The 23,657-nt window shown below is 57.5% G+C and carries 21 protein-coding genes; 5 read left to right on the plus strand and 16 right to left on the minus strand.

What is annotated here, in order from left to right:
- Window positions 1-93 precede the first annotated feature (93 nt).
- The 5 genes from EM595_RS12990 to dapA form a co-directional block, all read right to left on the minus strand.
- Window positions 94-2,076: a tRNA(Met) cytidine acetyltransferase TmcA gene (locus EM595_RS12990; RefSeq protein WP_067432780.1), complete on the minus strand. Its 1,983-nt coding sequence runs from the start codon at window positions 2,074-2,076 to the stop codon at window positions 94-96.
- Between the two features lie 3 nt (window positions 2,077-2,079).
- Window positions 2,080-2,934 (minus strand): KPN_02809 family neutral zinc metallopeptidase, encoded by an 855-nt coding sequence (ypfJ, locus tag EM595_RS12995; protein WP_067432783.1) that lies wholly within the window; start codon window positions 2,932-2,934, stop codon window positions 2,080-2,082.
- A 121-nt stretch (window positions 2,935-3,055) separates the two neighbouring features.
- Window positions 3,056-3,769, minus strand: a complete 714-nt coding sequence (purC, locus tag EM595_RS13000) for a phosphoribosylaminoimidazolesuccinocarboxamide synthase (protein ID WP_067432786.1) — start codon at window positions 3,767-3,769, stop codon at window positions 3,056-3,058.
- Window positions 3,770-3,901: 132 nt separating this feature from the next.
- Window positions 3,902-4,936 carry an outer membrane protein assembly factor BamC gene (gene bamC / locus EM595_RS13005; RefSeq protein WP_067432789.1) on the minus strand — a complete coding sequence of 345 codons (1,035 nt, stop codon included), beginning with the start codon at window positions 4,934-4,936 and terminating at the stop codon, window positions 3,902-3,904.
- Window positions 4,937-4,950: 14 nt separating this feature from the next.
- Window positions 4,951-5,829, minus strand: a complete 879-nt coding sequence (gene dapA / locus EM595_RS13010) for a 4-hydroxy-tetrahydrodipicolinate synthase (protein ID WP_067432792.1) — start codon at window positions 5,827-5,829, stop codon at window positions 4,951-4,953.
- 157 nt (window positions 5,830-5,986) lie between these two features.
- Here dapA and EM595_RS13015 point away from each other — a divergent pair, with 157 nt between their 5' ends.
- Window positions 5,987-6,568: a glycine cleavage system transcriptional repressor gene (locus EM595_RS13015; RefSeq protein WP_067432794.1), complete on the plus strand. Its 582-nt coding sequence runs from the start codon at window positions 5,987-5,989 to the stop codon at window positions 6,566-6,568.
- The gene (gene bcp, locus EM595_RS13020) at window positions 6,568-7,035 is read left to right on the plus strand and encodes a thioredoxin-dependent thiol peroxidase (RefSeq protein WP_067432795.1); all 468 of its coding nucleotides are present in this window, start codon (window positions 6,568-6,570) and stop codon (window positions 7,033-7,035) included. The genes EM595_RS13015 and bcp overlap by 1 nt, the downstream gene beginning before the upstream one ends.
- A gap of 43 nt (window positions 7,036-7,078) precedes the next feature.
- On the opposite strand, the gene EM595_RS13025 is transcribed toward bcp, so the two are convergent.
- From EM595_RS13025 to EM595_RS13045, 5 genes are all read right to left on the minus strand, one after another.
- Window positions 7,079-7,567, minus strand: a complete 489-nt coding sequence (locus EM595_RS13025) for a hypothetical protein (protein ID WP_067432796.1) — start codon at window positions 7,565-7,567, stop codon at window positions 7,079-7,081.
- A gap of 78 nt (window positions 7,568-7,645) precedes the next feature.
- Complete coding sequence (locus tag EM595_RS13030; RefSeq protein WP_067432797.1) at window positions 7,646-8,722, minus strand: AI-2E family transporter; 1,077 nt, start codon at window positions 8,720-8,722, stop codon at window positions 7,646-7,648.
- A gap of 88 nt (window positions 8,723-8,810) precedes the next feature.
- Window positions 8,811-10,397 carry a sensor domain-containing diguanylate cyclase gene (locus tag EM595_RS13035; protein ID WP_067435460.1) on the minus strand — a complete coding sequence of 529 codons (1,587 nt, stop codon included), beginning with the start codon at window positions 10,395-10,397 and terminating at the stop codon, window positions 8,811-8,813.
- 267 nt (window positions 10,398-10,664) lie between these two features.
- Window positions 10,665-11,273, minus strand: coding sequence for a DsrE family protein (locus EM595_RS13040; protein WP_067432799.1), 609 nt, complete (start codon window positions 11,271-11,273; stop codon window positions 10,665-10,667).
- Window positions 11,274-11,301: 28 nt separating this feature from the next.
- Window positions 11,302-11,907: a DsrE family protein gene (locus tag EM595_RS13045; RefSeq protein WP_067432801.1), complete on the minus strand. Its 606-nt coding sequence runs from the start codon at window positions 11,905-11,907 to the stop codon at window positions 11,302-11,304.
- Between the two features lie 753 nt (window positions 11,908-12,660).
- On the opposite strand from EM595_RS13045, the gene bepA reads away from it, so the two are divergent.
- Complete coding sequence (bepA, locus tag EM595_RS13055; protein ID WP_067432806.1) at window positions 12,661-14,115, plus strand: beta-barrel assembly-enhancing protease; 1,455 nt, start codon at window positions 12,661-12,663, stop codon at window positions 14,113-14,115.
- A gap of 5 nt (window positions 14,116-14,120) precedes the next feature.
- Here bepA and hda read toward each other — a convergent pair whose 3' ends face one another.
- From hda to upp, 3 genes are all read right to left on the minus strand, one after another.
- Window positions 14,121-14,822 (minus strand): DnaA inactivator Hda, encoded by a 702-nt coding sequence (gene hda, locus EM595_RS13060; protein ID WP_222938449.1) that lies wholly within the window; start codon window positions 14,820-14,822, stop codon window positions 14,121-14,123.
- Window positions 14,823-14,916: 94 nt separating this feature from the next.
- The gene (uraA, locus tag EM595_RS13065; protein ID WP_067432808.1) at window positions 14,917-16,200 is read right to left on the minus strand and encodes a uracil permease; all 1,284 of its coding nucleotides are present in this window, start codon (window positions 16,198-16,200) and stop codon (window positions 14,917-14,919) included.
- 348 nt (window positions 16,201-16,548) lie between these two features.
- On the minus strand, window positions 16,549-17,175 hold the full coding sequence (gene upp, locus EM595_RS13070; RefSeq protein WP_067432809.1) for a uracil phosphoribosyltransferase: 627 nt from the start codon (window positions 17,173-17,175) through the stop codon (window positions 16,549-16,551).
- Between the two features lie 239 nt (window positions 17,176-17,414).
- Between upp and purM the strand changes: the two genes are divergently transcribed.
- Both purM and purN read left to right on the plus strand, forming a co-directional pair.
- On the plus strand, window positions 17,415-18,455 hold the full coding sequence (purM, locus tag EM595_RS13075) for a phosphoribosylformylglycinamidine cyclo-ligase (RefSeq protein WP_067435465.1): 1,041 nt from the start codon (window positions 17,415-17,417) through the stop codon (window positions 18,453-18,455).
- The gene (gene purN, locus EM595_RS13080; RefSeq protein WP_067432812.1) at window positions 18,452-19,090 is read left to right on the plus strand and encodes a phosphoribosylglycinamide formyltransferase; all 639 of its coding nucleotides are present in this window, start codon (window positions 18,452-18,454) and stop codon (window positions 19,088-19,090) included. Before purM ends, purN begins: the two co-directional genes overlap by 4 nt.
- A gap of 36 nt (window positions 19,091-19,126) precedes the next feature.
- Here the strand turns inward: purN and pstB are convergent, their stop codons facing one another.
- The 3 genes from pstB to EM595_RS13095 are packed head-to-tail and all read right to left on the minus strand — an operon-like array spanning window position 19,127 to window position 23,653.
- On the minus strand, window positions 19,127-19,891 hold the full coding sequence (gene pstB, locus EM595_RS13085) for a phosphate ABC transporter ATP-binding protein PstB (RefSeq protein ID WP_067432815.1): 765 nt from the start codon (window positions 19,889-19,891) through the stop codon (window positions 19,127-19,129).
- A 13-nt stretch (window positions 19,892-19,904) separates the two neighbouring features.
- Window positions 19,905-21,539 carry a phosphate ABC transporter permease PstA gene (gene pstA, locus EM595_RS13090; protein ID WP_067432819.1) on the minus strand — a complete coding sequence of 545 codons (1,635 nt, stop codon included), beginning with the start codon at window positions 21,537-21,539 and terminating at the stop codon, window positions 19,905-19,907.
- Window positions 21,536-23,653 carry an ABC transporter permease subunit gene (locus EM595_RS13095; protein ID WP_067432822.1) on the minus strand — a complete coding sequence of 706 codons (2,118 nt, stop codon included), beginning with the start codon at window positions 23,651-23,653 and terminating at the stop codon, window positions 21,536-21,538. The genes pstA and EM595_RS13095 overlap by 4 nt, the downstream gene beginning before the upstream one ends.
- Window positions 23,654-23,657 lie beyond the last annotated feature (4 nt).

Below are 23,657 nucleotides of genomic sequence, written 5' to 3' on the forward strand. Positions count from 1 at the left end.
CAGTTCCGGTAAAGACGCCCGGACATAGAAGCCCGTTATGTTACGCCGCGTATTGCATCAGCATAGCGGGAAAAACTGAACAACAGGGTCGATTTATTGCAATGCTTCCAGCCGCCGCTGCCACTCTTCCGCCCGTGCAGCATCGCACTGATAAAGCGCGCTGGCCGTTTCCTGTCGCCAGGCGCGGATTGCCCCTTTTGCGCCCGCCAGACCGAGCGCTGCCACGATATCGTTAACCGATCGACGCTGAGTAATCCGTGCACGCAGCGCGGGCAGCGTCATCGACGACTGCGCCAGCAGACGAGTTAGCGCGGGCAGGCTGACCTCAAACGGGCGCAGCGCAAAAGCAAACCCCGCCGCTTCACGCCAGTCATCCTCGCTGAATTCCGGCTCGTTTACCGTGGTCATTTCCAGTTCGATGTTGATCTCCGCACGCAACAGTGGCCAGTCGCGCCGCAGACGCTGGCTGGCCCGCTGCGTCATCTCAACAGCACAGGGTGTGAGCGGCAGCAACGCCATTGCGGTATAGCAGCCGCTGCTGGCTTCAAGGTGCGAGCCGATACGCACCAGCTCAAAGCCATTTTGCTGCCAGAAGCGCCACAGCGCGGGGGTAAAGCCAAAGCTCACCGACAGAAAGTCGCTACCGTTAGTAGCCTGCCGTGCGGCGTCGAGCAGACGGCTGCCCAGCCCCTGCTGGCGCAGGCTGGCTTCCACCGCTATACGGCTGATGCGCAGCGAGCGCAGCGTTGCCGCCTGAGGGCTGTCGCCGTGCGCAGCCAGCGACTGCGCCACCAGATTACCGCGAGGACGGCGCCTGCCCGCCCAAATCTGTGCAGCCAGTTTCGCATCCAGCCCGCCCTCTTCGATCAACCACAGCGCGCCTGCCACCTGATGCTGATGACGCAGCGCGATAAAACGCATGCCTGGCGCATCCATCATGCGACGCAAATCAAGCGGCGAGGTGCGGTAATGTGCACTGGTCAGCAGCTGATAGAGCGAGATCATTAAGGCGGGCTGGCGCTGCCAGTCATGGCGGTCGAGCGGCACGCACTGCCAGTCAGCCTGCGCCACAAGCGGCAAGGGTTCGCTGAACAGCAGACTGCTGTTGAGCAGCGCTTCCAGCGGATCGTGGCGTGCCCAGCGTAACGGCTCGTCGAGGGTGAAATAGTGGACATGCGGCAGGCTGGCACAAAACTTCAGCATAAAACCGCGCCCGGTGCCTTCATAGCCCTGCACGGTGGTGACTAACAGCACATGCGGAAAACGGCTAACCAGCTGCGCCAGCAGCGGCGCCGGAATGGCTGCCGCCTCATCAACGATCAGCCAGTCGGCCGTCACCGCTTCCGCCGCCAGCAGCGCATCCGGTGCCATAAACCGGAACGCCTCACCGGCAAAGCTGGCCAGCACGTCGGTTGCCACTTTGGCCGGCGCGGTAATAATACAGCGGCGCTGCTGTGCCAGCATGCCGGCCAGCGCCGACTTGCCGCGCCCGCGTGGTGCCGTCAACACCGCCACCGCAGGCGGTAGCGCCAGCAGCTGCGACAATATGGCCTGCTGCTGCTGAGGTGCCTGGCAATGCCACGCTGGACGTGACGGCCATGCTGGCTGCGGCCACGGGCTATCCTGCCGATGCAATAAACATTCATGGCAGCTCAGCGATCGCTGAAGATGATGGATAAAATGCGGTGTGGGGATGGCGACGGGCTGTTCGCTCCAGCGCAGGCTGTCGCTGTCGGGCCGTTCAGGCCAGTGCTGCCACGGCGGCACGATGAGCTGTAGCCAGCCACCGGCACGCAGCGTACCGGCCAGTGCAGCAAACGCCTCGGCGTGAAAACCGCGGTGCGCATCAAAAACCGCGTGCTGAAACTCGCGGCCCAGCAGATTTCGCGCGGCGGCTGGCGTGCATGTTATTGAGGCACCTTGCGGTGCCTCATCGCTGACCCAAATCCACTCGCCTGCCAGCTGCTGCTGCCAGCGCTGCGCCTGCTCAAGGCACCAGGCCACATCGCCGCTGATTACACGTAAGCGACGAATGCCCTGCTGCTGCATTAACCGCGTTAGCGCGGCAACCTCCATTGTTTACTGACCGAAGGTATCGCACTGGCCTGGGTTGCCGCTGTCAAAACCGCGCTTGAACCAGGTGTAGCGCTGTTCCGACGTGCCGTGCGTAAAGCTGTCCGGCACCACGCGCCCCTGACTCTGCTGCTGAAGGCGATCGTCGCCAATCGCCTCGGCGGCATTCAGCGCTTCCTGTAGATCGCCCGCCTCCAGAATTTGCTGTTGCTGCATGTAATGGCCCCAGACACCGGCAAAGCAGTCAGCCTGCAGTTCCATCTTCACCGAAAGCTGATTAGCCTGCGTTTTGCTGCCGTTCTGCTGCATCTGGCGAATTTTTGGCTCAATGCCCAACAGTTTTTGCACGTGATGTCCAACCTCATGCGCAATCACATAGCCCTGAGCAAAGTCACCATCGGCGCCCAGCTTGTTCTTCATTTCATCATAAAAGGAGAGATCGATATAAACGGTTTGATCGCTCGGGCAGTAGAACGGCCCCATCACCGATTGCCCGGTGCCGCAGCCGGTCGAGGTCGCGCCGCGATACATCACCAGCTTCGGCGGCTGGTAGGTTTTGTTCATCTGCTGGAATATCTTGCCCCAGGTATCTTCGGTGGTTGCCAGAATAACCGAGGTGAATTTTGCCGCCTCGTCATCTTTCGGACTGACCGCCTGATGCTGCTGAGTGGCCGGCTGTCCGCCGGTAAGCAGCGGCGATAAATCATAGCCGTAGTAGCCTGCTACCACGATAACCACCAGCACCACGATGCCCGCTTTGCCACGCGGCAACGGTATTCTTCCGCCGCCGAGGCCAGACGATGAACGTTGGTCGCGACGATCTTCCACATTGTCGCTTTCGCGACGCCCTTGCCAACGCATAGCGTTCTCCTGAACTTTCCACTGTCGATGACGCAGATTCTAGTTGCGGAAGGCGGTAATAACCAGCGGGGAGCGTGCAGGAATCGCGAACGGAGCGACGGGCGTCGCTCCGCTGGAACAATTAGTCGAGTTTTACACCCAGGCGGTGCGCCACTTCTTCATAGGCTTCAACCACGCCGCCGAGGCTTTGGCGGAAGCGATCTTTATCCATTTTGTTCATGGTTTCTTTATCCCACAGGCGCGCGCCATCCGGGGAAAACTCATCGCCGAGCACCACTTCGCCGTTGAACAGGCCAAATTCCAGTTTGAAATCGACGAGGATCAGACCCGCGTCGCTGAACAGCTTGCTCAGCACCTCATTGGCTTTGTAGGTCAGCTCCTGCATGCGTGCCAGGTTAGCTTTGCTTACCCAGCCAAAGGTTTCGCAATAGGATTCGTTGACCATCGGGTCATGTTTTTCATCGTCTTTGAGGAAAAGATCAAACAGCGGTGGATCCAGCACAATGCCCTCTTCCACACCCAGGCGTTTGACCAGCGAACCTGCGGCGCGATTGCGGATCACACACTCCACCGGCACCATATCCAGCTTTTTCACCAGCGCTTCGTTATCGGAAAGCAGCGCTTCCATCTGCGTCGGAATGCCCGCTTCCTGCAGTTTGGTCATAATGAAATGGTTGAACTTATTGTTGACCATGCCTTTTCGATCGAACTGTTCGATACGCGCACCGTCTCCTGCTGACGTATCGTTGCGGAATTCGAGTATCAGCAGATCCGGGTTCTGGGTGCTGTATACGGTTTTCGCTTTGCCGCGATACAACTCAGCTTGCTTTTGCATCTTAATTCACTCCAAACATGACGAAATGGTGGTAAGCGGCGAGCGACTGTGCGACGCAATCGTTTACCTTGCTGGGCGCTATTATGCCAAACTCGAAACAAAAAGGCCGGAGAATCTCCGGCCAGACAGGATTTATTTGCTTAGCGCCGCCTGGAACACGGCCACCAGCGCATCATTTTGCGACTGGGTCAGCACATGACCTTTGGGATCGATAAATTGCAGACTGCTGCGGTTGTCGAGATCGCCGACCTGCAGTTTGTAATCGCCGTTTGGCAACTGAGGATCTTTCGCACCCAATGCGTCCCAGTCACTTTCGCCTGGCGCGCTGTAGCTGACGTTCAGGCTACCCTGCGAACGATTGCTGTCGCTGACTTCCATGCCGACACGTTTTAACGCCTCTGGCAGACGCTGCCAGACGGTGTTGAACGGTGCGCGCAGGATCAGCGTTGGCAAACCGGTGTCGTCCGCGCCGCTCTGCACATCGATCTGCGCTGAGCTGCGGCTGGCCGCGGCGTTTTGCTGCGCGGAATCCATTTTATCCATGCCGGTGCTGATGTCGTTCAGCATCTGCGCGGTATAACGCTGGATCTGCACCGGCGAGTTCACGTCGTTGCCCTGCTGCTGTAGCTGCAGCAGACGCACGGTCAGCGCCTGCTGATAACCTTGCTTCTGCACGCTGATTTGATAACGGCCGCGGTACTGGTTGTCCTCATCGGCACGGTTCCAGTTTACCCAGTCGGTAGTCAGCTGTTGGCTGCTATCCTGACGTGAAGCGATCGGGAACTTGTAGGATTGCACTACGTTGACCACCTGTGGCCACACCGCGGCGCTGCCTGAACCGTCCATCATCAGCACACCGGTATTACCGGTAAACTGCGCGCGCGTGCCGTTCATCAGCGCCAGCGCCTGAGCTGGTGGGCGGATATCGAGCTGTTTGCCAACCGGACCGTTGCTGGCACTGCGCGGCGTTTCAAAATCGCCGTTTTGCAGCGGCAGTACGGTACCTGGGGCAGCGTTAAGATCTTTCAGCTCGCTGGCCTGAAGATAAGACTCATCGCCGCTGACCTGACGCTTGTAGCGCTGATCGTTGGAACATGCTGCCAGCAGCATAATGGTGGATAGCCCAACTACTTTGACTACCGTGGATTTCGTTACTGAGTAAGCCATTAAATCTCCCTAAATTACAGCAGGCCTGCGTGTTTCAGAGCCTGCTCCACGAACGGACGCGCCGCGCTGGTGATTGGCGTCATTGGTAGACGCAGCGTGTCCGTAGCGATTAATCCCAGCTGTTTTGCAGCCCATTTCACCGGAATAGGATTGGGTTCAACAAAGAGTTTTTGATGCAGCGGCATCAGGCGCTGGTTAAGGCGACGCGCTTCGGCAAAGTTGCCCTGCTGAGCCAGCTGGCACAGCGCAGCCATTTCACGTGCAGCCACGTTAGCGGTGACTGAAATTACGCCATGTCCGCCGAGCTGCATGAAGTCCAGCGAGGTCGCATCATCACCACTGACCAGGATAAAGCTATCGTCAACCAGCTCTTGGATCTGGCTAACCCGCGATAAGTTCCCGGTTGCCTCTTTAATACCGATAATATTTTTGATTTCGGCCAGGCGGGCAACGGTTTCCGGCAGCATATCGCAGCCGGTACGTGAAGGGACGTTGTAGAGCATTTGTGGCAGGTCGGTGCTGTCGGCAATCGCTTTGAAGTGCTGGAACAGACCTTCCTGCGTTGGGCGATTGTAATAAGGCGTCACGGTCAGACAGCCGACAACGCCGGAATCCGTAAAGCGTTTGGTCAGTGAGATGCCTTCCGCGGTGGCGTTTGCGCCGGTACCCGCGATAACCGGAATGCGGCCATCGGCCAGCTCCAGGGTCATCAATACCACCTCACCATGTTCATCATGGCTCAGGGTCGCCGATTCACCGGTGGTTCCTACGGAAACGATCGCCGAAGTGCCGCTGGCGACGTGATAATCAATCAGTTTTTTCAGGCTGGTGCGGCAAACATTTCCTTTATCATCCAAAGGCGTAATGAGCGCAACAATACTTCCGGTGAACATTGGCTAATCCCTCCACAAACAAGTGCTTCATGGTACGTTTGACGGGCAGGGAAAAGCAAGCAACGGCGTCGCCAGGGCGCTTGGCACAGGGTATTTTTTATGTTTACCTTATCCGTATCACTTATGCTTATCACTCTGACGGACAGGAAGCACCATTTTGCCCCAGTCACAGCCACATCATCTGGTTATTACCGCACTGGGCGTTGACCGTCCGGGTATTGTCAACGCCATTACGCGCCACGTCAGCAGCTGTGGATGCAATATCGAAGACAGCCGGCTGGCGATGCTTGGCGACGAGTTCACCTTTATTATGCTGCTTTCCGGTTCGTGGAATGCCATTACGCTGATTGAATCCACGCTGCCGCTGAAAGGCGCGGATATGGAGCTGCTGATTGTAATGAAGCGCACCAACGCGCGCGCGCAGCCGCCGATGCCCGCCACGGTATGGGTGCAGGTGGAAGTCACCGATTCGCCGCACATTATTGAACGCTTCACCGATCTGTTTGACTCAAACCAGATGAATATCGCCGAGCTGGTTTCGCGCACGCAGCCTGCGCAGGACGCCCTGCCACCTCAGCTGTTTATTCAAATTACTGCGCACAGCCCAGCCAGCCGTGACGCCTCGTCTATTGAACCTGCTTTTCATCAGCTATGTACAGAATTGCAGGCGCAAGGCACTATCAATGTCGTTAATGTCGTCCATTCCCCACAGCATGAAGAAAAAATCGGAGAATCGTAATGAATCCACTGAAGGCCGGTGATCCCGCACCGAAATTTAGCTTGCCCGATCAGGATGGCGAGCAGGTAAATTTGACCGACTTCCAGGGACAACGCGTGTTGGTCTATTTCTATCCCAAAGCGATGACGCCTGGCTGTACCGTTCAGGCCTGTGGCCTGCGCGATAACATGGATGAGTTCAAACGGGCTGGCGTGGAAGTGTTGGGTATCAGCACCGACAAACCGGAAAAATTGTCCCGCTTTATTGAGAAAGAGCTGCTCAACTTTACGCTGCTGTCTGATGAGAATCATGAGGTTAGCGAGCAGTTTGGCGTCTGGGGCGAGAAGAGCTTCATGGGGAAAACCTATGATGGCATTCATCGCATCAGCTTTCTGATTGACGCCAAAGGCAAGGTGGAGAAAGTGTTCGACGATTTCAAAACCAGTAACCACTACGACATCGTGATGGATTATCTGAAGTCAGCGTAATTTACTCAGCCGGGCCCGCATTTAGGGGTCCGGCTGATTTCCGCTACAGCGTGTACCACACCTCTTCATCGACTACCGGCAACGGCGCTATGCTCTGCTCCACACCGTGCTGACTTTCCAGCCGCATGTCCGCTTCTTCCAACACCAGCGACGCAAACGGCGTTGCGCTGGCCACGTCGTCAAGCAATGAGGCACTTTCCTCAACCAGCAAATCGGCCAGACGCAGTGCGGGTGCAGCTTCGACCATAAATTCAATTGGCTGGGTAAAGGCTTTGCCGTTGGTGGCAAACAGCCGGTGCTGACCGGGGCGTAAATCGTCCTCCGGCGCGACGTGCCAGGCGCCGTTCTCAGCGGCCTGGCTGCTGCCGATCACCGTCGCGCCATCCAGCAGATAGATCAGCGAAGCCTGACCCGCATTGCCCATCATCGTCGGCCGCAGATCTGAGGTGACCTCGCCGCCGAGAAGCGGCACCGAAGCGCCGTTGTCCGTGGTAAACATATTAAAAGGCATTGTTTCAATGCGTCTGTTCATAGAGCCTCCCTGCAAAAAGTGCGCTCTACGATGCCACGCATCAGGGAAACACGACTGGAGACCTGTCTGGAAATCGCCTTATGGCTCCACGGAATGCTCATCGGCGTGCAGCGTGTCGGGCCAGGCATGCACCACCGCTTTCACCAGCGTGGCAAGCGGGATAGCAAAGAAGACGCCCCAGAATCCCCACAGGCCGCCGAAAATCACCACTGACAGGATAATCACCAGCGGATGCAGGTTCACCGCTTCGGAGAACAGCACCGGCACCAGCAGATTGCCGTCCAGCGCCTGGACAATCAGGTAAACCACGATCATGGTCCAGAAATCGCTACCCAGCCCCCACTGAAACAGGCCGACGCCAATCACCGGCACCGTCACCACCAGCGCGCCGATATAGGGGATCAGCACCGACAATCCCACCAGCACCGCCAGCAGCAGCGCGTAGTTCAGGCCCATCAGCACAAAGGCGATCCAGGTCACCACGCCGACCACCACCATTTCCACCACTTTGCCGCGAATGTAATTGGTGATCTGCTGATTCATCTCCAGCCAGACCTGCCCGGCGAGACCGCGATTGCGCGGCAGCACACGCCGCACCGCATTCAGCATCTGCTCTTTATCCTTAAGCAGGAAGAACACCATCAGCGGCACCACCACCAGATAAATTGCCAGCGTCATTAATCCCATCAGCGAGGCGAGGGAATATTTCACCACGGATTCGCCCAGCCCGGTGACGCGCGCCCGCAGGTTTTCCACAATCACATCCACGATGCCGGCATCGACCAGCGCGGGGAAACGCCGCGGCAGACCGGCCGCATAGACATAGAGCTTGTTGAGCATATTGGGCAAATCGCGCATCAGATTGATGCCCTGCTGCCAGGCAACCGGCGCGACAATCAGCATCATCACCAGCAGCAGACCGGCAAAAATAACCAGCACGATGCTGGTTGCGGCGGTACGGGAACAGCCCAGCCGCTGAAGCCGCACGGTGGGCCACTCCAGCAGATAAGCCAGCACTATCGCCACCAGCAACGGCGCCAGTAATCCGCTAAAAAAGAAGAGAATTGAGAACGCCGCCAGTAAAATAATCAGCAGCGCGATCGCCTCCGGGTCGCTAAAGCGACGGCGATACCATTGGAATAACAGAGCCAGCACAGGCTTTCCTTTCCTGAAAAAAAGAGGCCCGATTCTACGCGAAACGGGCAGGGTTAGCAGTAAGCGGTGTTTGCAGCAGCTCGCGCCGTTAAAGCAACGGCTCGGCGACGGTACCGGCGATCACCACGCGGTTGCGGCCCGCATGTTTGGCCTGATAAAGCGCATCGTCCGCCTGTTTGAAAAATGGGCCAAACGGCCCGTCGCCCGGCTGCCAGAATGAGACGCCAATCGAGATAGAGATTTGACCCACCTGTTCAATGGACGACTGGAAAATGCTTTGCCGTACCCGCTCGGCGATGGTGCGGGCGATTTCCGGCTGTGCGCCCGGCAGGATCATCAAAAACTCCTCGCCGCCGTTGCGACAGACCACGTCAGTCTGACGTGAGGCGTTGTTCAGCTCGATAGCCACCTGCTGAATCACCCGATCGCCGACATCGTGGCCCCAGTTATCGTTGATGCGCTTAAAGTGATCGATATCCATCGCCAGAATGGCAAACGGCTGCTGGGTAGCAAGCAGATAATCGAGCACCGAACTCAGCCCGCGGCGATTCAGCAGCCCGGTGAGCGGATCGCTCTGTACCTCTGAGCGCAGACGGCCAATTTTATCCTGCATGCTCAAAATGCCGGTGCGCATCGCCCGCTTGATCTGCGCCGCTTCAAAGTACCAGCTGCGAATTGCGCCAATCTCTTCTGATACGCCCGGCTCCTCCATCTGCCCCGCCCGCCGCGCCAGTTGCCATAGCGGCGAGGCAATCAGCCGCGCCAGCACCATCGACGCCAGCAGCGTCAGCAGCACAAACGGCACCGAATGGCGCAGCACGTTAAACAGCAAGCCGGTCAGCGGCTGCAGCGTGGTCAACGTGGGTTTCAGCGCTACCACCAGCCAGCCAGCGGTTGGCACCGTGGCATAGCCTGCCAGCATCGATGCATTGTCGAGATGGTCAATTTCCAGCGCGCCATTTTTATTGGCGTCGAGGGTTTTATCATCCACCAAAGGCGCGATGGTTTGCCCGACGCGCTTGCCGTTCTGGTGATAAAGCACCTGATTGTCGCTGTCGACCACATAGAGCGACGTGTCGTCACGATAATACTGTTCGCCCAGCAACGAATTGAGAATGCTTTTCTTCTTCAGATAGAGCGTGCCGCCCACATAGCCAAGATAACGGCCATCCCGCGACCAGATGGGCGTGGAGATAAATACAATCAAATTATTAGCGGCCGAAATGCTGGGTTTGCCGATCATCGGCGCACGGGCGGTCAGCGCAGCGTGCGAGCTGTCGCTGTCAAGATGCATGCCTTTCAGGGTCAGGGATTCCGGTGAAATCGCGCGCACAAAGCCATTTGCGTCGATTACCGCCACCGAGTTAAAGCTGCTGGTCTGTTCCCGCAGACGATCCACTTCGCTCTGCAACAGCGCATCATCGTCAAAGTCTTTGCCGATCGTGTTGGCGCTAAAGCGCAGCTGTGACTGAGCCAGCTGAAAAAAGAGTTCGGTGGTTGATGCCAGCTTGGCAGCATAGACGCGGTTATTTTCCAGCGTATTTTCAATCAGCTCGGCACGCTGTACGCGCCAGGTAGCATAAAGCGCATTGGCTAGAGTGATGACGATACTGGCAACCGCCAGCAGGGTGATCAGCGTACGCAGATCGGTGCGGGGGCGAAGCCGCCCTATCACTGGCAAACTCGCAGGCAGATAAGTTTCATTATTCAGCGCCTTTTAACGTGCGTTTTTTTGGTATTGGCAAACAAGAATCACCCTGAAAATCAGGCGCAATTGTACACCTGACGGAAAAATTAGGAATATCTTGAGGGCCTGACGCTGAATTTATTTTAGTTAAGTCTGGTATTGAAGCGGCGGGATAGCGACGGTTGTGCCTCCGCCCGCATGACATAGCGTGCGGGCGGAGAACAGCAAACCGGCGTGCCGGAGGCGGGAAACGCGTTACAGCATCAGGAAGGCGTAGCCTTCATTTTGCAGCGTAGCCACCGTGGTGCCGCTGGAGATGGTGTGGGTAACCGAGGTGTCGATCCACTCACGCTCAAGCTGATGGAACGCCACCGACTGATCGCAAATCGTCACCTTGACGCCCGCTTTTTCCAGTTCAGAAATAACCTTCAGATTGGGGTTATCGATACCGTACGCTTTTTTGAAATGGTCATTATCCAGCGCCGCAGAAACCGCATCGCCATTAATAGAGACCACAAAATCCAGCTTATTCAACGGCACGCCAGCGGCGTAATAGAGGTTAGTCACGCGCGCAACACGCTCCAGACCGAGGTTGGTCTGCTTGATGTCTCCCTCGTTACGGTTGATCTGAAACACAATCTTATTGCTCAGACCGGCAACGGTGCCAGGCTTGTAAGCCGGGGTATCGACATAGTGAATTTTGCCGTAACCGTCGATCGCGGGCGTTGACCAGAAATTAGCCGGCTCGCTTTTTTTATCGCTAAAGTGATCGCTCACTTTGTCGAACAACGCCGGTGCCTGCAGCACATTGCCGCCAATAAAACCGGCAACCGCCGCGATAACAATGTATGACGCTGGACGCATAGAAGACTCCCTGAAAAAAAGATAAAAATTACATTTGTAACCAGGCGTAGCCCTGGTTTTCTAAAGTCGATACCGTGGTCGGACTGGACAACGCATGTACCACAGATTTATCGATCCAGTTGTTGGGGTAGTGATGGAAGGCCACCGACTGATCGCAGACCGACACCACCACGCCCATAGCGTTAAGCTCCTGAATCAGCTTCAGGTTGGGATTGTTAACACCATAGAGCTTGTGAAAATGATCGTCGGTCAGTAGCGCTGGCGTGGCATCACCGGTCACCGAGACCACAAATTTCAGCTGTTCCTTCGGCACGCCCGCGGCAATGTAGAGATTGACCACGCGCGCCACGCGCTCCAGCCCCAGATTCGGATCGGTCATGGCGCCGTCGCTGCGGGTAATCTGGAAGACAATTTTATTGCTCAGGCCCGGCGCCGGTTTATAGGCGGCATCATTTTCATAATGAATTTTGCCGTATCCCGGCACCGCCGGCGTGGTCCAGAAGCCTTCCGGATCGCTCGGCGGTGAAGAGAGATGGGTGGCAATCTTGTCGTAGATATCACCGCTTTTGGTAATACCGGCGCCCACTGCGCCGCCGATAATGGCGATGAGGGCATAAGAGACAACAGCTCGCATGAGAAAAGCGCTCCAGAATGTCCGGTCTTGGCCGGATGCAAAAAGTAAAGTGCGACATCTATATCACAGCGCTGATTTGAGATGAGTGTCTAAATTCGCCGCTAAAATGGCAGGCAACAGACGAAAGATAATTAACGCCTGTTATCATCAAAGGTTGTTGATTAAGGCGGTGGGATTTTCACAGGAACAGGCGGTACGTAAAAGTGCAGCATCACCGGAATGAAAAGCGTATTGCTCACCTGTTAAGGGGAATGGTATTCACTAAGTGCAATTTCCAGCGCGAAAATCGATCCAAATATAACTATTAACCTATAAAAATAATAAACATTACAATTAAAATAACTAATTGAAATACGAAACCTAATGTGTCCTGCTACGGCTATTTTTCAGAGTATACCTGGATAACATGACAATTACTTTCAGTAAATTTGAATGTGTTTACATAACTTTAAGAAACCGCCATTTTTACGGACGATTTTTTTAATCGATATTTCGTCCCTATTGCGGCTTGCGCAGGCAGTATCCAGCGCGGTAAAGCGTTTGCCTTGAGGTTCGCTGTCGCTGACACCGCCGCGTTGCTCCTGCAGAGAGATATTCAATTTTTTACGGCAATTTTGATGCCAGCTCGCGATTTTCGTCTCTCAGCACGTTGTTTCATTCTTTTATCTCACTCGTTAAGATAACTTACGTTCAGCCCGACATCGCTAACGGCGTGTCACAGATCCATCCTCTTTTCCATTCCGGGACCGCTGCATGATGATTGATTTGAAAAAAACGGTGCTTGCCACTCTGCTCTGCTGCCAGTTTGCCGCAGCGATGCCCGCACGGGCGGACATGCCAGATAATTTACCGGATATTGGCACCACGGCGGGCGCAACGCTGTCGATCAATCAGGAACTGCAGATGGGCGACTTTTATGTGCGCCAGCTGCGGGCCAGCGCGCCGCTGATCAACGATCCGCTGCTTAATGACTACATTAATCAGCTGGGACAGCGGCTGGTATCGCATGCCCAGTCGGTCAGAACGCCCTTCCATTTCTTCCTTATTCGTAATGATGAGCTGAACGCCTTCGCCTTTTTTGGCGGCAATGTGGTGCTGCATTCGGCGCTGTTTCGCTATGCGGATAATGAAAGCCAGCTCGCCTCGGTGATGGCGCATGAGATTTCGCACGTGACCCAGCGCCATCTGGCGCGTGCGATGGAAGAGCAGCAGCGCAACGCGCCGCTGACCTGGGTGGGCGTGCTCGGCTCTATCCTGCTGGCGATGGCTAATCCGCAGGGCGGCATGGCGGCGCTGACCGGCACGCTGGCGGGTACGCAGCAGGGCGTCATCTCCTTTACGCAGAATAATGAACAGGAAGCGGATCGCATCGGCATTCAGGTGTTGCAGCGCGCGGGCTTCGATCCGCAGGCGATGCCCAACTTTTTGCAAAAGCTCGCCGATCAGTCACGCTTCTCCTCCCGGCCGCCGGAAATTTTGTTGACCCACCCGCTGCCCGACAGCCGCCTTTCTGACGCGCGCAACCGCGCCAATCAGATGAAGCCGATGGTAGTGCAATCTTCCCAGGATTTTTACATGGCGAAAGTGCGGGCGCTGGGTATGTACGCCACCGGGCAGAATCAGCTGGGTGACGATCTGCTGAATGAGTGGATGAAAGGCAACAGCCGTGAGCAGGCCGCCGCACAGTACGGCAAAGCGGTGCAATTTTTACAGGCCAAAAGCTTTGATAATGCGAAGCGTATCATTGCGCCACTGCTGGCCAAACAACCGGCCAACGTCTGGTATCTCGATATCATGAGTGACATTGAGATTGGCCTAAATCAGCCGCAGCAGGCGGTTGCGCTGTTGAGCAGTGTGAAGAGCAACAGCCCGGTGGTGCAGCTCAACCTGGCGAATGCCCTGCTGGAAGCGAAGCAGCCTGCCAACGCCAGCCGCATTCTGAATCGTTATACCTGGGCGCATCCTGATGACAGCAACGGCTGGGATCTGCTTGCACAGGCGTCGGCAGCGCAAAACCTGCGTGACGAAGAGCTGTCGGCACGTGCCGAAGGACTGGCTTTAGGCGGGCAGCTGGATCAGGCGATCACGACCCTCAGCAGCGCCAGCGCCCAGGTGCCGTTGGGCAGCCTGAAGCAGGCGCGGTACGATGCGCGTATCGATCAGCTACGTCAGTTGCAACAGCGTTTCCGCCGTTATCAGAAGGGATAACTCGCCTACAGCGCGAGGATATCTTTCACGAAGGGAATGGTGAGCTTGCGCTGGGCGCTGATCGACGCGCGATCGAGACGATCCAGCGTAACGAACAGCGTGCGCATTTCGCGGTCGAGCCGCTTCAGCAGAAAGCGGCCCACATCATCCGGCAGTTCAAAACCGCGCAGGTTGGCGCGCAGCTTAAGCGCCTGCAGTTTATCTTCATCCGACAGCGGTTGCAGACGGTAGATCTGGCCCCAGTCGAGCCGCGAGGCGAGATCGGGCAGCTGCAAATTGAGCTGCCGCGGCGGCCGATCGCCAGTGATCAACAGCCGGGTTTTACCGGTTTCCAGAATGCGGTTGTAGAGATCGAAGATCGCCATTTCCCAGGCGTCGTCACCGGCGATGCATTCGATGTTATCGATGCAGACCAGCGCCATCTGTTCCATCCCGTCTAACACTTCCGGCACAAACCAGGTGCGCTTATCCAGCGGCACATAACCGACCGCTTCGCCACGTGCTGACATCTGTGCGCAGGCGGCATGCAGCAGATGACTACGTCCACCGCCTTCCCGTGACCAGAAATAGAGGTAGCTGCCATGTTCCTGTTGCAGTGCGCCGGTCAGCGCGGCAAGCAGCGACGGGTTTTCCCCCGGCCAGAAACTGGCGAAGGTTTCGTCATCGGGCAGATAGAGTGGCAATGAAAGTTGTGCCGGCGTGTTCAGAATTACCTCGGTCAGGGCGGGCAAAAAATCGCGGGAAGTTTATCACAACTTTGCGGCAGAGACGAAACGGGCAGCCGGGCTGCCCGGGCGATCGTCATCGTGGCGCGTTGTCGTCAGCTTCCAGCACTACTTCTTCCGGGCGCAGCAGGCTGATCGCTTTGAAGATCAGGCTAAGACCGACGCCAACGATGGTTGCCAGCGCCATGCCCTTCAGCTCGGCGGCGCCGATATGAATTTTGGCACCGCTGACGCCAATGATCAGGATTACTGAGGTCAGAATCAGATTCTGTGCCTTGTTGTAATCGACCTTTGATTCGATCAACACGCGAATACCGGAGGCGCCAATCACGCCATAAAGCAGCAGCGAAACGCCGCCCATTACCGGCACCGGAATGGCCTGAATGGCTGCCGCCAGCTTGCCGACGCAGGAGAGCAGAATCGCCAGAATGGCTGCGCCACCGATGACCCAGGTGCTGTATACCCGCGTGATCGCCATCACGCCGATATTTTCCCCGTAGGTGGTGTTGGGCGTTGAGCCAAACAGGCCGGAGAAGATAGTTGAAACGCCGTTAGCAAACATCGAGCGATGCAGGCCGGGGTCGCGCAGCAGATCCTTTTTGACGATGTTAGCGGTCACCACCAGATGACCGATATGCTCGGCGATCACCACCAGCGCAGCGGGCAGAATGGTCAGCATCGCCGCCCACTCAAAGCGTGGCGTATAGAAGGTCGGCAAAGCAAACCACGGCGCATTGTAAACCGGCGTCCAGTCCACGATGCCCATCGCAAACGACAGCGCATAGCCGACCACCACGCCGATCAGGATCGGGATAATCGCCAGAAAACCGCGAAACAGCACCGAGCCGAAGATGGTCACCGCCAGCGTAACCAGTGAAATGGTCACCGCAGTGCTATCTGCTGCGCTGCCTTCAGCCGGTAACAGCCCGGCCATGTTCGCCGCTACGCCCGCCAGTTCCAGACCAATGACCGCCACAATCGCGCCCATCGCCGCTGGAGGAAACATCACGTCCAGCCAGCCGGTGCCCGCTTTTTTCACGATCAGCGCCACCACACAAAACAGCACGCCGCAGAGGATAAAGCCGCCCAGCGCCACTTCATATCCCAGCGGCAGTAATAGCAGCACCGGAGAAATAAAGGCAAAGCTCGAACCGAGATAAGCAGGGATTTTTCCCTTACAGATGAACAGATAGAGCAAAGTACCGAGGCCATTAAACAGCAGCACGGTGGCCGGATTAATATGGAACAGAATAGGCACCAGCACCGTCGCGCCAAACATGGCAAACAGATGCTGAAAGCTGAGCGGAATGGTCTGCAACAGCGGTGGGCGTTCACTAACGCCGATGGCGCGACGAGTCATTATTTATCCTCTTCTGGCGGCTAAAAAAACCAAAAAAAAGCCGACCCTCTGGTCGGCTGTTCGAACAAGACTTTCTGCAAACATTGCGGCGGGCATCACTGGCCTGCCGCCCGCAATGCTCACCAAACTGAATCGGTAACGGCTCCAGCCCCGACCAGGATCCCGACCGCTGAACCTGGCATTGACCTTGCCGTTGACCCGCCAGTTGACCTTGCTGAAGCACGGGCGTTATTGTCGCCGCCAATTTACAGACGCTCAGCGCACAGCAACCGGAGCGTACTGAAGTACGTGAGGATTGCGCGCACTGCGCGGAGGTAAAGTGGCCAGTAAAATAGCCCGCAAGGAACATCATTTAGTGCCAAAGATCTTATCGCCGGCATCCCCAAGACCGGGGATGATATACCCTTTCTCGTTGAGGCCCTGATCCACCGACGCGGTATACAACTCAACGTCCGGGTGCGCCTTCTCCAGCGCCTTGATCCCTTCCGGCGCGGCCACCAGTACCAGCACCTTAATGCTGGTGCAGCCCGCTTTTTTCAGCAGGTCGATGGTGGCGATCATTGAGCCGCCGGTTGCCAGCATCGGGTCAACCACCAACGCCATGCGCTCTTCGATATTTGATACCAGCTTCTGAAAGTAAGGTACTGGCTCCAGCGTCTCTTCGTCACGATAGACGCCCACCACGCTGATACGCGCACTCGGCACGTGCTCAAGCACCCCTTCCATCATACCCAGACCGGCGCGCAGAATCGGCACCACGGTAATCTTCTTGCCTTTGATCTGATCGATCTCAACCGGGCCATTCCAGCCCTCAATCGTAACGCGCTCGGTTTCCAGATCGGCAGTGGCTTCGTAGGTCAACAGGCTACCCACTTCTGATGCCAGCTCGCGGAAACGCTTGGTGCTTACATCATGCTCACGCATCAGACCCAGTTTATGTTTGACCAGCGGGTGTTTGACTTCCACGATCTTCATTGTTGTTCTCCGGCATTGAGTTGAGCGAAAAAAAATCGCGGGATTATACCGCCTTTTGTTTTCAACGCCATATGACTTATGGCAATTAAACGCCAAAGCGGAGCTTTCGCAAGGATCGGACATTTTGTCAGGTAACGCAATCTGCCGCGTGATAAGGCACTCGCAAACGTTTGCTTGCGCTGTTAGAATTGCCGCGCTTTTTTCAAACCACCAACCGCAAACCGCGTGGGGATTTCGCAGTGACCGACAAAACCTCTCTCAGCTATAAAGACGCCGGCGTTGATATCGATGCAGGCAACGCGTTAGTCGATCGTATCAAAGGCGTAGTGAAAAAAACCCGCCGTCCCGAAGTGATGGGCGGACTGGGCGGCTTTGGTGCCCTTTGCGCGCTGCCGCAAAAATACCGTGAGCCGGTGCTGGTTTCCGGCACCGACGGCGTTGGCACTAAACTGCGTCTGGCCATGGATTTGAAACGTCACGACAGCATCGGTATCGATCTGGTCGCCATGTGCGTGAACGATTTGGTGGTCCAGGGCGCCGAGCCGCTGTTCTTCCTCGATTATTACGCCACCGGCAAGCTGGATGTGGATACTGCCGCCGCGGTCATTGAAGGCATTGCCGAAGGCTGCCTGCAGTCGGGCTGTGCGCTGGTTGGCGGCGAAACCGCAGAAATGCCAGGCATGTATCACGGCGAAGATTACGACGTGGCCGGCTTCTGCGTTGGCGTGGTGGAAAAATCAGAGATCATTGACGGCAGCAAGGTCACCGACGGTGATGTGCTGATCGCACTCGGCTCCAGCGGCCCGCACTCCAACGGCTACTCACTGGTGCGCAAAATCCTGCAGGTAAGTCAGACCGATCCGGCAACCCACCAGCTGGAAGGCAAACCGCTGGCCGATCACCTGCTGGCGCCGACCCGCATCTACGTTAAAAATATTCTCAGCCTGATTGAACAGGTTGATGTGCACGCGATTGCGCACCTCACCGGCGGCGGTTTCTGGGAAAACATTCCGCGCGTTCTGCCGGATAACACGCAGGCGGTGCTGGAAGAGTCGAGCTGGCAGTGGCCAGCGGTATTTGACTGGATGCAGCACGCGGGCAACGTCAGCCGTCACGAAATGTATCGCACCTTTAACTGTGGCGTGGGCATGCTGATCGTGTTGAGCCCGGAAGAAGCGGACAAAGCGGTGCAGCTGATGAACGATGCCGGCGAGCAGGCGTGGAAGATTGGCGTGATCAAAGCATCTGATGCCGCTGAGCGTGTGGTTATCAATTCATGAAACGCATCGTCGTGCTGGTGTCCGGCAGTGGAAGCAACCTTCAGGCAATCATGGATGCCTGCCAGCAGGACCGCATCAACGGCCGCGTGGTGGCCGTGTTCAGTAATAAAGCCAGCGCGTTTGGTCTGGAACGTGCGCGCAACGCTGCCATTCCGGCGTTTGCATTGTCAGCCAGTGCGTTTGCCGATCGTGAAGCTTTTGATCGCCAGCTGATCGAAGAGATCGATCGCTGGCAGCCCGATCTGCTGGTGCTCGCGGGCTATATGCGCATTCTCAGCCCGCAGTTCGTGGCGCACTACCACGATCGTCTGCTGAACATCCACCCTTCCCTGCTGCCGAAATACCCTGGCCTGCACACGCATCGTCAGGCGCTGGACAACGGCGACAAGGAACACGGCACCTCAGTGCATTTTGTCACCGACAAGCTGGATGGCGGGCCGGTGATTCTACAGGCCAGGGTGCCGGTATTTGCCGAAGACAGCGAAGCCGAAGTTATCGCGCGCGTGCAGCATCAGGAGCACGCGATCTATCCGCTGGTGGTGAGCTGGTTTACCGCTGGCAGGCTGGAAATGCGCGACAATGCGGCCTGGCTGGATGGCGTTCGACTGCCGCCACAGGGTTACGCCGAAGAGTAAAACAGCCGGTTTCCCGCCCGGGAAACCGTTTTTTAATCAGCCAAATCGACCGGTAATGTACTCTTCCGTGCGGCGCACTTTCGGCGCGGTGAAGATGGTATCGGTATCCGCAAACTCAACCAGCGCACCATGATGCATAAACGCGGTGTAATCTGATACGCGCGCCGCCTGCTGCATATTGTGTGTCACCAGTACCAGCGTGAAATGCTGCTTAAGCGTGCTCATCAGCTCTTCCACCACCAGCGTGGAGATGGGATCGAGCGCCGAAGTCGGCTCATCCAGCAGCAGCACTTCCGGTTCGATCGCAATAGCGCGGGCGATCACCAGCCGTTGCTGTTGTCCGCTGGAGAGCTGTAGCGCATTTTGCCCCAGATTATCTTTCACTTCCGGCCACAGCGCCGCAGCACGCAGTGCCCGCTCGGTCGCTTCATTGAGCACGCGCCGATCGCGTACGCCCTGCAGGCGAAGTCCGTAGACCACGTTTTCGTAGATCGATTTAGGAAACGGGTTGGGCCGCTGGAAAACCATGCCCACCCGCCGCCGTAACGCCGAGAGATCGTCGCCTGATTGCAGGATAGAGCGATCCTCCAGGCGAATATCGCCTTCGATACGGCAGTCGTCGATCAAATCGTTCATGCGATTAAAACAGCGCAGCAGCGTCGATTTACCGCAGCCGGACGGGCCGATCAACGCGGTGATACGATTCCTGGGAATGTTCAGCGAAATAGTATTCAGCGCCTGCTTGCTGCCATACCACAACGATAAATTTTCCACTGCCAGTGCGACTTCAACATCGGCCATAACGAGTTCCAGGTTATTGAGTCAAGGCGCGATAGCGCTCGCGCAGACGATGACGCAGCGCCATCGCCAGTAAATTAAGGCTGATAATGATGGTGACCAGCAACAATGCGCTGGCGTAAACCAGCGGGCGATCCGCTTCGGCATTAGGACTCTGAAAGGCGAGATCGTAGATCTGAAAACCCAGATGCATAAACTTGCGGTCAAGATGCAGATAGGGAAACACCGCGTCAACCGGCAGCTCCGGCACCATTTTCACCACGCCTACCAGCATCAGGGGCGCGGTTTCGCCGGCCGCACGGGCCACGGCGAGGATCAGGCCGGTCAGCATCGCCGGAACCGCCATTGGCAGGGTAATTTGCCACAGCGTTTCAGCACGCGTCGCGCCCAGCGCCAGCGCGCCCTGACGCAGGCTGGCCGGAATGCGCGACAACCCCTCTTCGGTGGCCACAATCACCACCGGCAAGGTCAGCAGCGCCAGCGTTAACGACGCCCAGAGCAGGCCCGGCGTGCCAAACGTCGGGTTTGGTAAATTGTGCGCAAAGAAGAGCTGATCCAGCGTGCCGCCCACCAGCCAGACAAAAAAACCGAGGCCAAACACACCGTAAACGATCGATGGCACGCCCGCCAGATTGACCACCGCAATGCGCACCAGCTGGGTGATCAGGTTTTTTCCGGCATATTCATGCAGCCAGATCGCCGCCACCACACCGAGTGGCATCACCACGATCGACATCATCAACACCATTAAAATGGTGCCGAAGATCGCCGGAAACACGCCGCCTTCGCTTTGACTGGCGCCAGAACTGTCGCTGAGAAAGTGCCACAGCTGCTGGAAAAAATGGCTCAGCTGCTGCGATAAGGTCATGCTGTTGGGATACCAGGCGTGCACAATCTGCGACAGCGGAATGCGGTGCTCAACCCCCTGCGCGTCACGCAGAATCAGCGCATCGCGCTCGCTGTCGTTCAACAGCGACGCAAGCCGTTCCGCCTGAAGCGTAAACTGCCGTTGCAGCGCCAGCTGATCGGCTGCGTAAATTGACTGCTGTTCAGCATTGAAGCGACCTGCGCGCCGCTGCTGCCCGGCCTCATCATCCAGCGCTTCCAGCTGGGCGTTGATCTTCGCCATCTCCACCTGACGAATATTCTCCGCCTGACGACGCTGCAACCGCACCTGTTGTAGCCGCTGTTGCAGCATCGCCTGCGGATTTTGCGCCGTCAGCGGCTGATCGCCTTCGCGCAGCTCAACAAACCAGCCGTAGGCGTTACCGCCGCTGCGCCGCTGCAGCACCATGATCGCCCTGGGCCGCTGCTGGCGCACGATCTCACCGTCGAGCAGGCTATGAAAATCGGCATCGGAAAAGTCGCGGTTGCCGGTTTTGATAACGTAGCGCGTAACCGGATGTGCCCCGTCGGCTGACAGCCCACGCAGCAACTGCTGCTGGCGATCGTAGTGTTCGCGACTGACCACCTCTCCCAACAGCTGACCCGGCGCGCTGTGCAGGGTAAACAGCGTTACCGGCTGCGGCCAGAAGGCGCGAAAACCTTGCCAGGCGAGCAGCACGATCAGCGTGGCAAACGCCAGCAGACTCACCGCCACCGCGCCCGCCGTCAGCCAGCGCCAGCGATCGTTTTGTTTAGCGATGTTCATCCCTGTCCCTCATGCTGACCGTAGCGGCGGCGCAGGCGCTGACGCACCATCTCCGCCAGCGTATTCACGACCAGCGTAAAGGCGAGCAGCACCAGCGCACTAAGAAAGAGGATGCGATAGTGCGCGCTGCCCGCCGCCGCTTCCGGCATCTCAATGGCGATGTTGGCGGAGAGCGCACGCGCGCCGTTGAACAGGCCGTCGGAGGTTTGCGGCGTATTGCCGGTGGCCATCAGCACAATCATCGTTTCGCCTACCGCACGGCCAAAACCAATCATCAGCGCGGCAAAAATGCCCGCCGATGCGCCCGGCAACACAATGCGCGTCAGGGTTTGCCATGGTGTCGCGCCAAGTGCCAGCGACCCCTGCCCCAGCGCCGCGGGCACGCTGAACAGCGCATCTTCGGCAAGGGTGAAAATCAGCGGCACCAGCGCAAACCCCATCGCGACGCCCGCGATGAGCAAGTTGCGCTGTTGATAGCTGTGCTGCAAGCGGCCCACCAGCGAATCACCCAGCAACTGCTGCTCGACGGCGGGCAGTAGCCAGAGCGTCAGCAGCGTGATCAACAGCAGCCAGGGTAGCAGCAACGCCACTTCACGTCCGGCGGGCTGACGCCAGCGACCGGTGAGTTTATTGCAGGCCCAGCCAAACAGCAGAATTGCCGCCGCGAGGATAAACGGCAGCAGCAACACCGCCAGCAGATGATCGGCGACCTTCGGCGCCAGCCACAGTCCGGCAATCAGGCCAATCACCACGCTCGGCAGCGCGCCCATCATCTCAATCGCCGGTTTTACCCAGCGTCGCAGCGCCGGAGACATAAACCAGGCGGTATACATCGCCGCCGCCAGCGCCAGCGGCATGGCAAACAGCAGCGCCAGCAGTGCGGCTTTCAGGGTGCCGCTGACCATCGGCACCAGGCTGAACTTCGCCTGATAATCGTCGTTGGCGGCGGTGGATTGCCACACCCAGTCGGGCGCCGGATAATTTTCATACCAGACTTTTTGCCACAGGCTGCGCCAGCTGACATCCGGCCACGGGTTATCGAGCTGCCATGTTTGCAGCTGGCCAGCGCGTTCGGTCAGCAGCTGATTTCCCTGCGGCGAAATGGCGATATGGTTTGTTCCGGCGGCAAACTGATGAGTGAATATCGGACCTGCCTGCTTGCTGGCAAAAAACTGGAGTTTGCCCTCTGCAGAAAGGGTGGCAAAGGCGCGGCGATGCACCTCGGCGATCACCTGTCCGCGGCCATCCGCTTCAGCAAACTCACGGCTGCGCGTCAGCTGCGCGCCCTGCGCCTGCATCACAGAGAACCACTGGCTGATGCCGTTATCATCAATCACCAGCAGTGAGCGACCGCCGCTGAGCAGACGTAATCCTTTGACCGGCAGCGGCAGCGATAACGTTTGTTGTAGCGCCGGCTGTTCACCGCGCAGGCTCCACAGCTGAAGTTGACGCCCCAGCGCGGCGTAGAGCTGATGACCATCCGGTGAGATCGCCAGCGACGTCGCGCCGGAAGAGAGCGTCTGCCAGACCGGCGGCCGATCCGCCTGCAGCTCAGCCACGCTGATCTGCTGTGCGTCAGCCACCGCCAGACGCCAGCGGTTATCTGCCCGCTGCGCCAGCGCGGCAGTGTCAATATTCTGCGCCGGCAGCGCCAGCGGTGTATCACCCAGCGGAAAACGCCACGCTATATCGGCGACGATCGCAGCCGGTTGCAGCAGCATAAAACGATGCTGTGGCTGGATCAGCGCCAGAGTTTGGTTGTCGACGCTACTGACCACGCGTTCGGGTGGCTGGCTAAGCTGTAGCGCAGGCTGCGTCGGCTGACCGTTAAGGCCGATAAAACGCGCCGCACCGCGGGCGTCAATGCGCCAGGCCCATTTATCCTGCAGGCCCAGTGCCAACGTCGGCTGTGGATCGGTCAGTTCAATCGTCTGTCCGGGTTTGAGGCTGGCGGGGGCAAACAGCGGCACCACCACCACAATCAGCCAGAAAAACAGCAGCAGCATAACCAGCAGCACGCCCACGCCGCAGGCCGTCACGGCACGTCGAACCAGACGGTCGATGTTGCGACGACGACGATCGCTGAAATGGACAGGAATACGGTTTTCAATCATGCCT

Source organism: Duffyella gerundensis (genome assembly GCF_001517405.1).
GTDB classification, from domain to species: Bacteria; Pseudomonadota; Gammaproteobacteria; order Enterobacterales; family Enterobacteriaceae; genus Duffyella; species Duffyella gerundensis.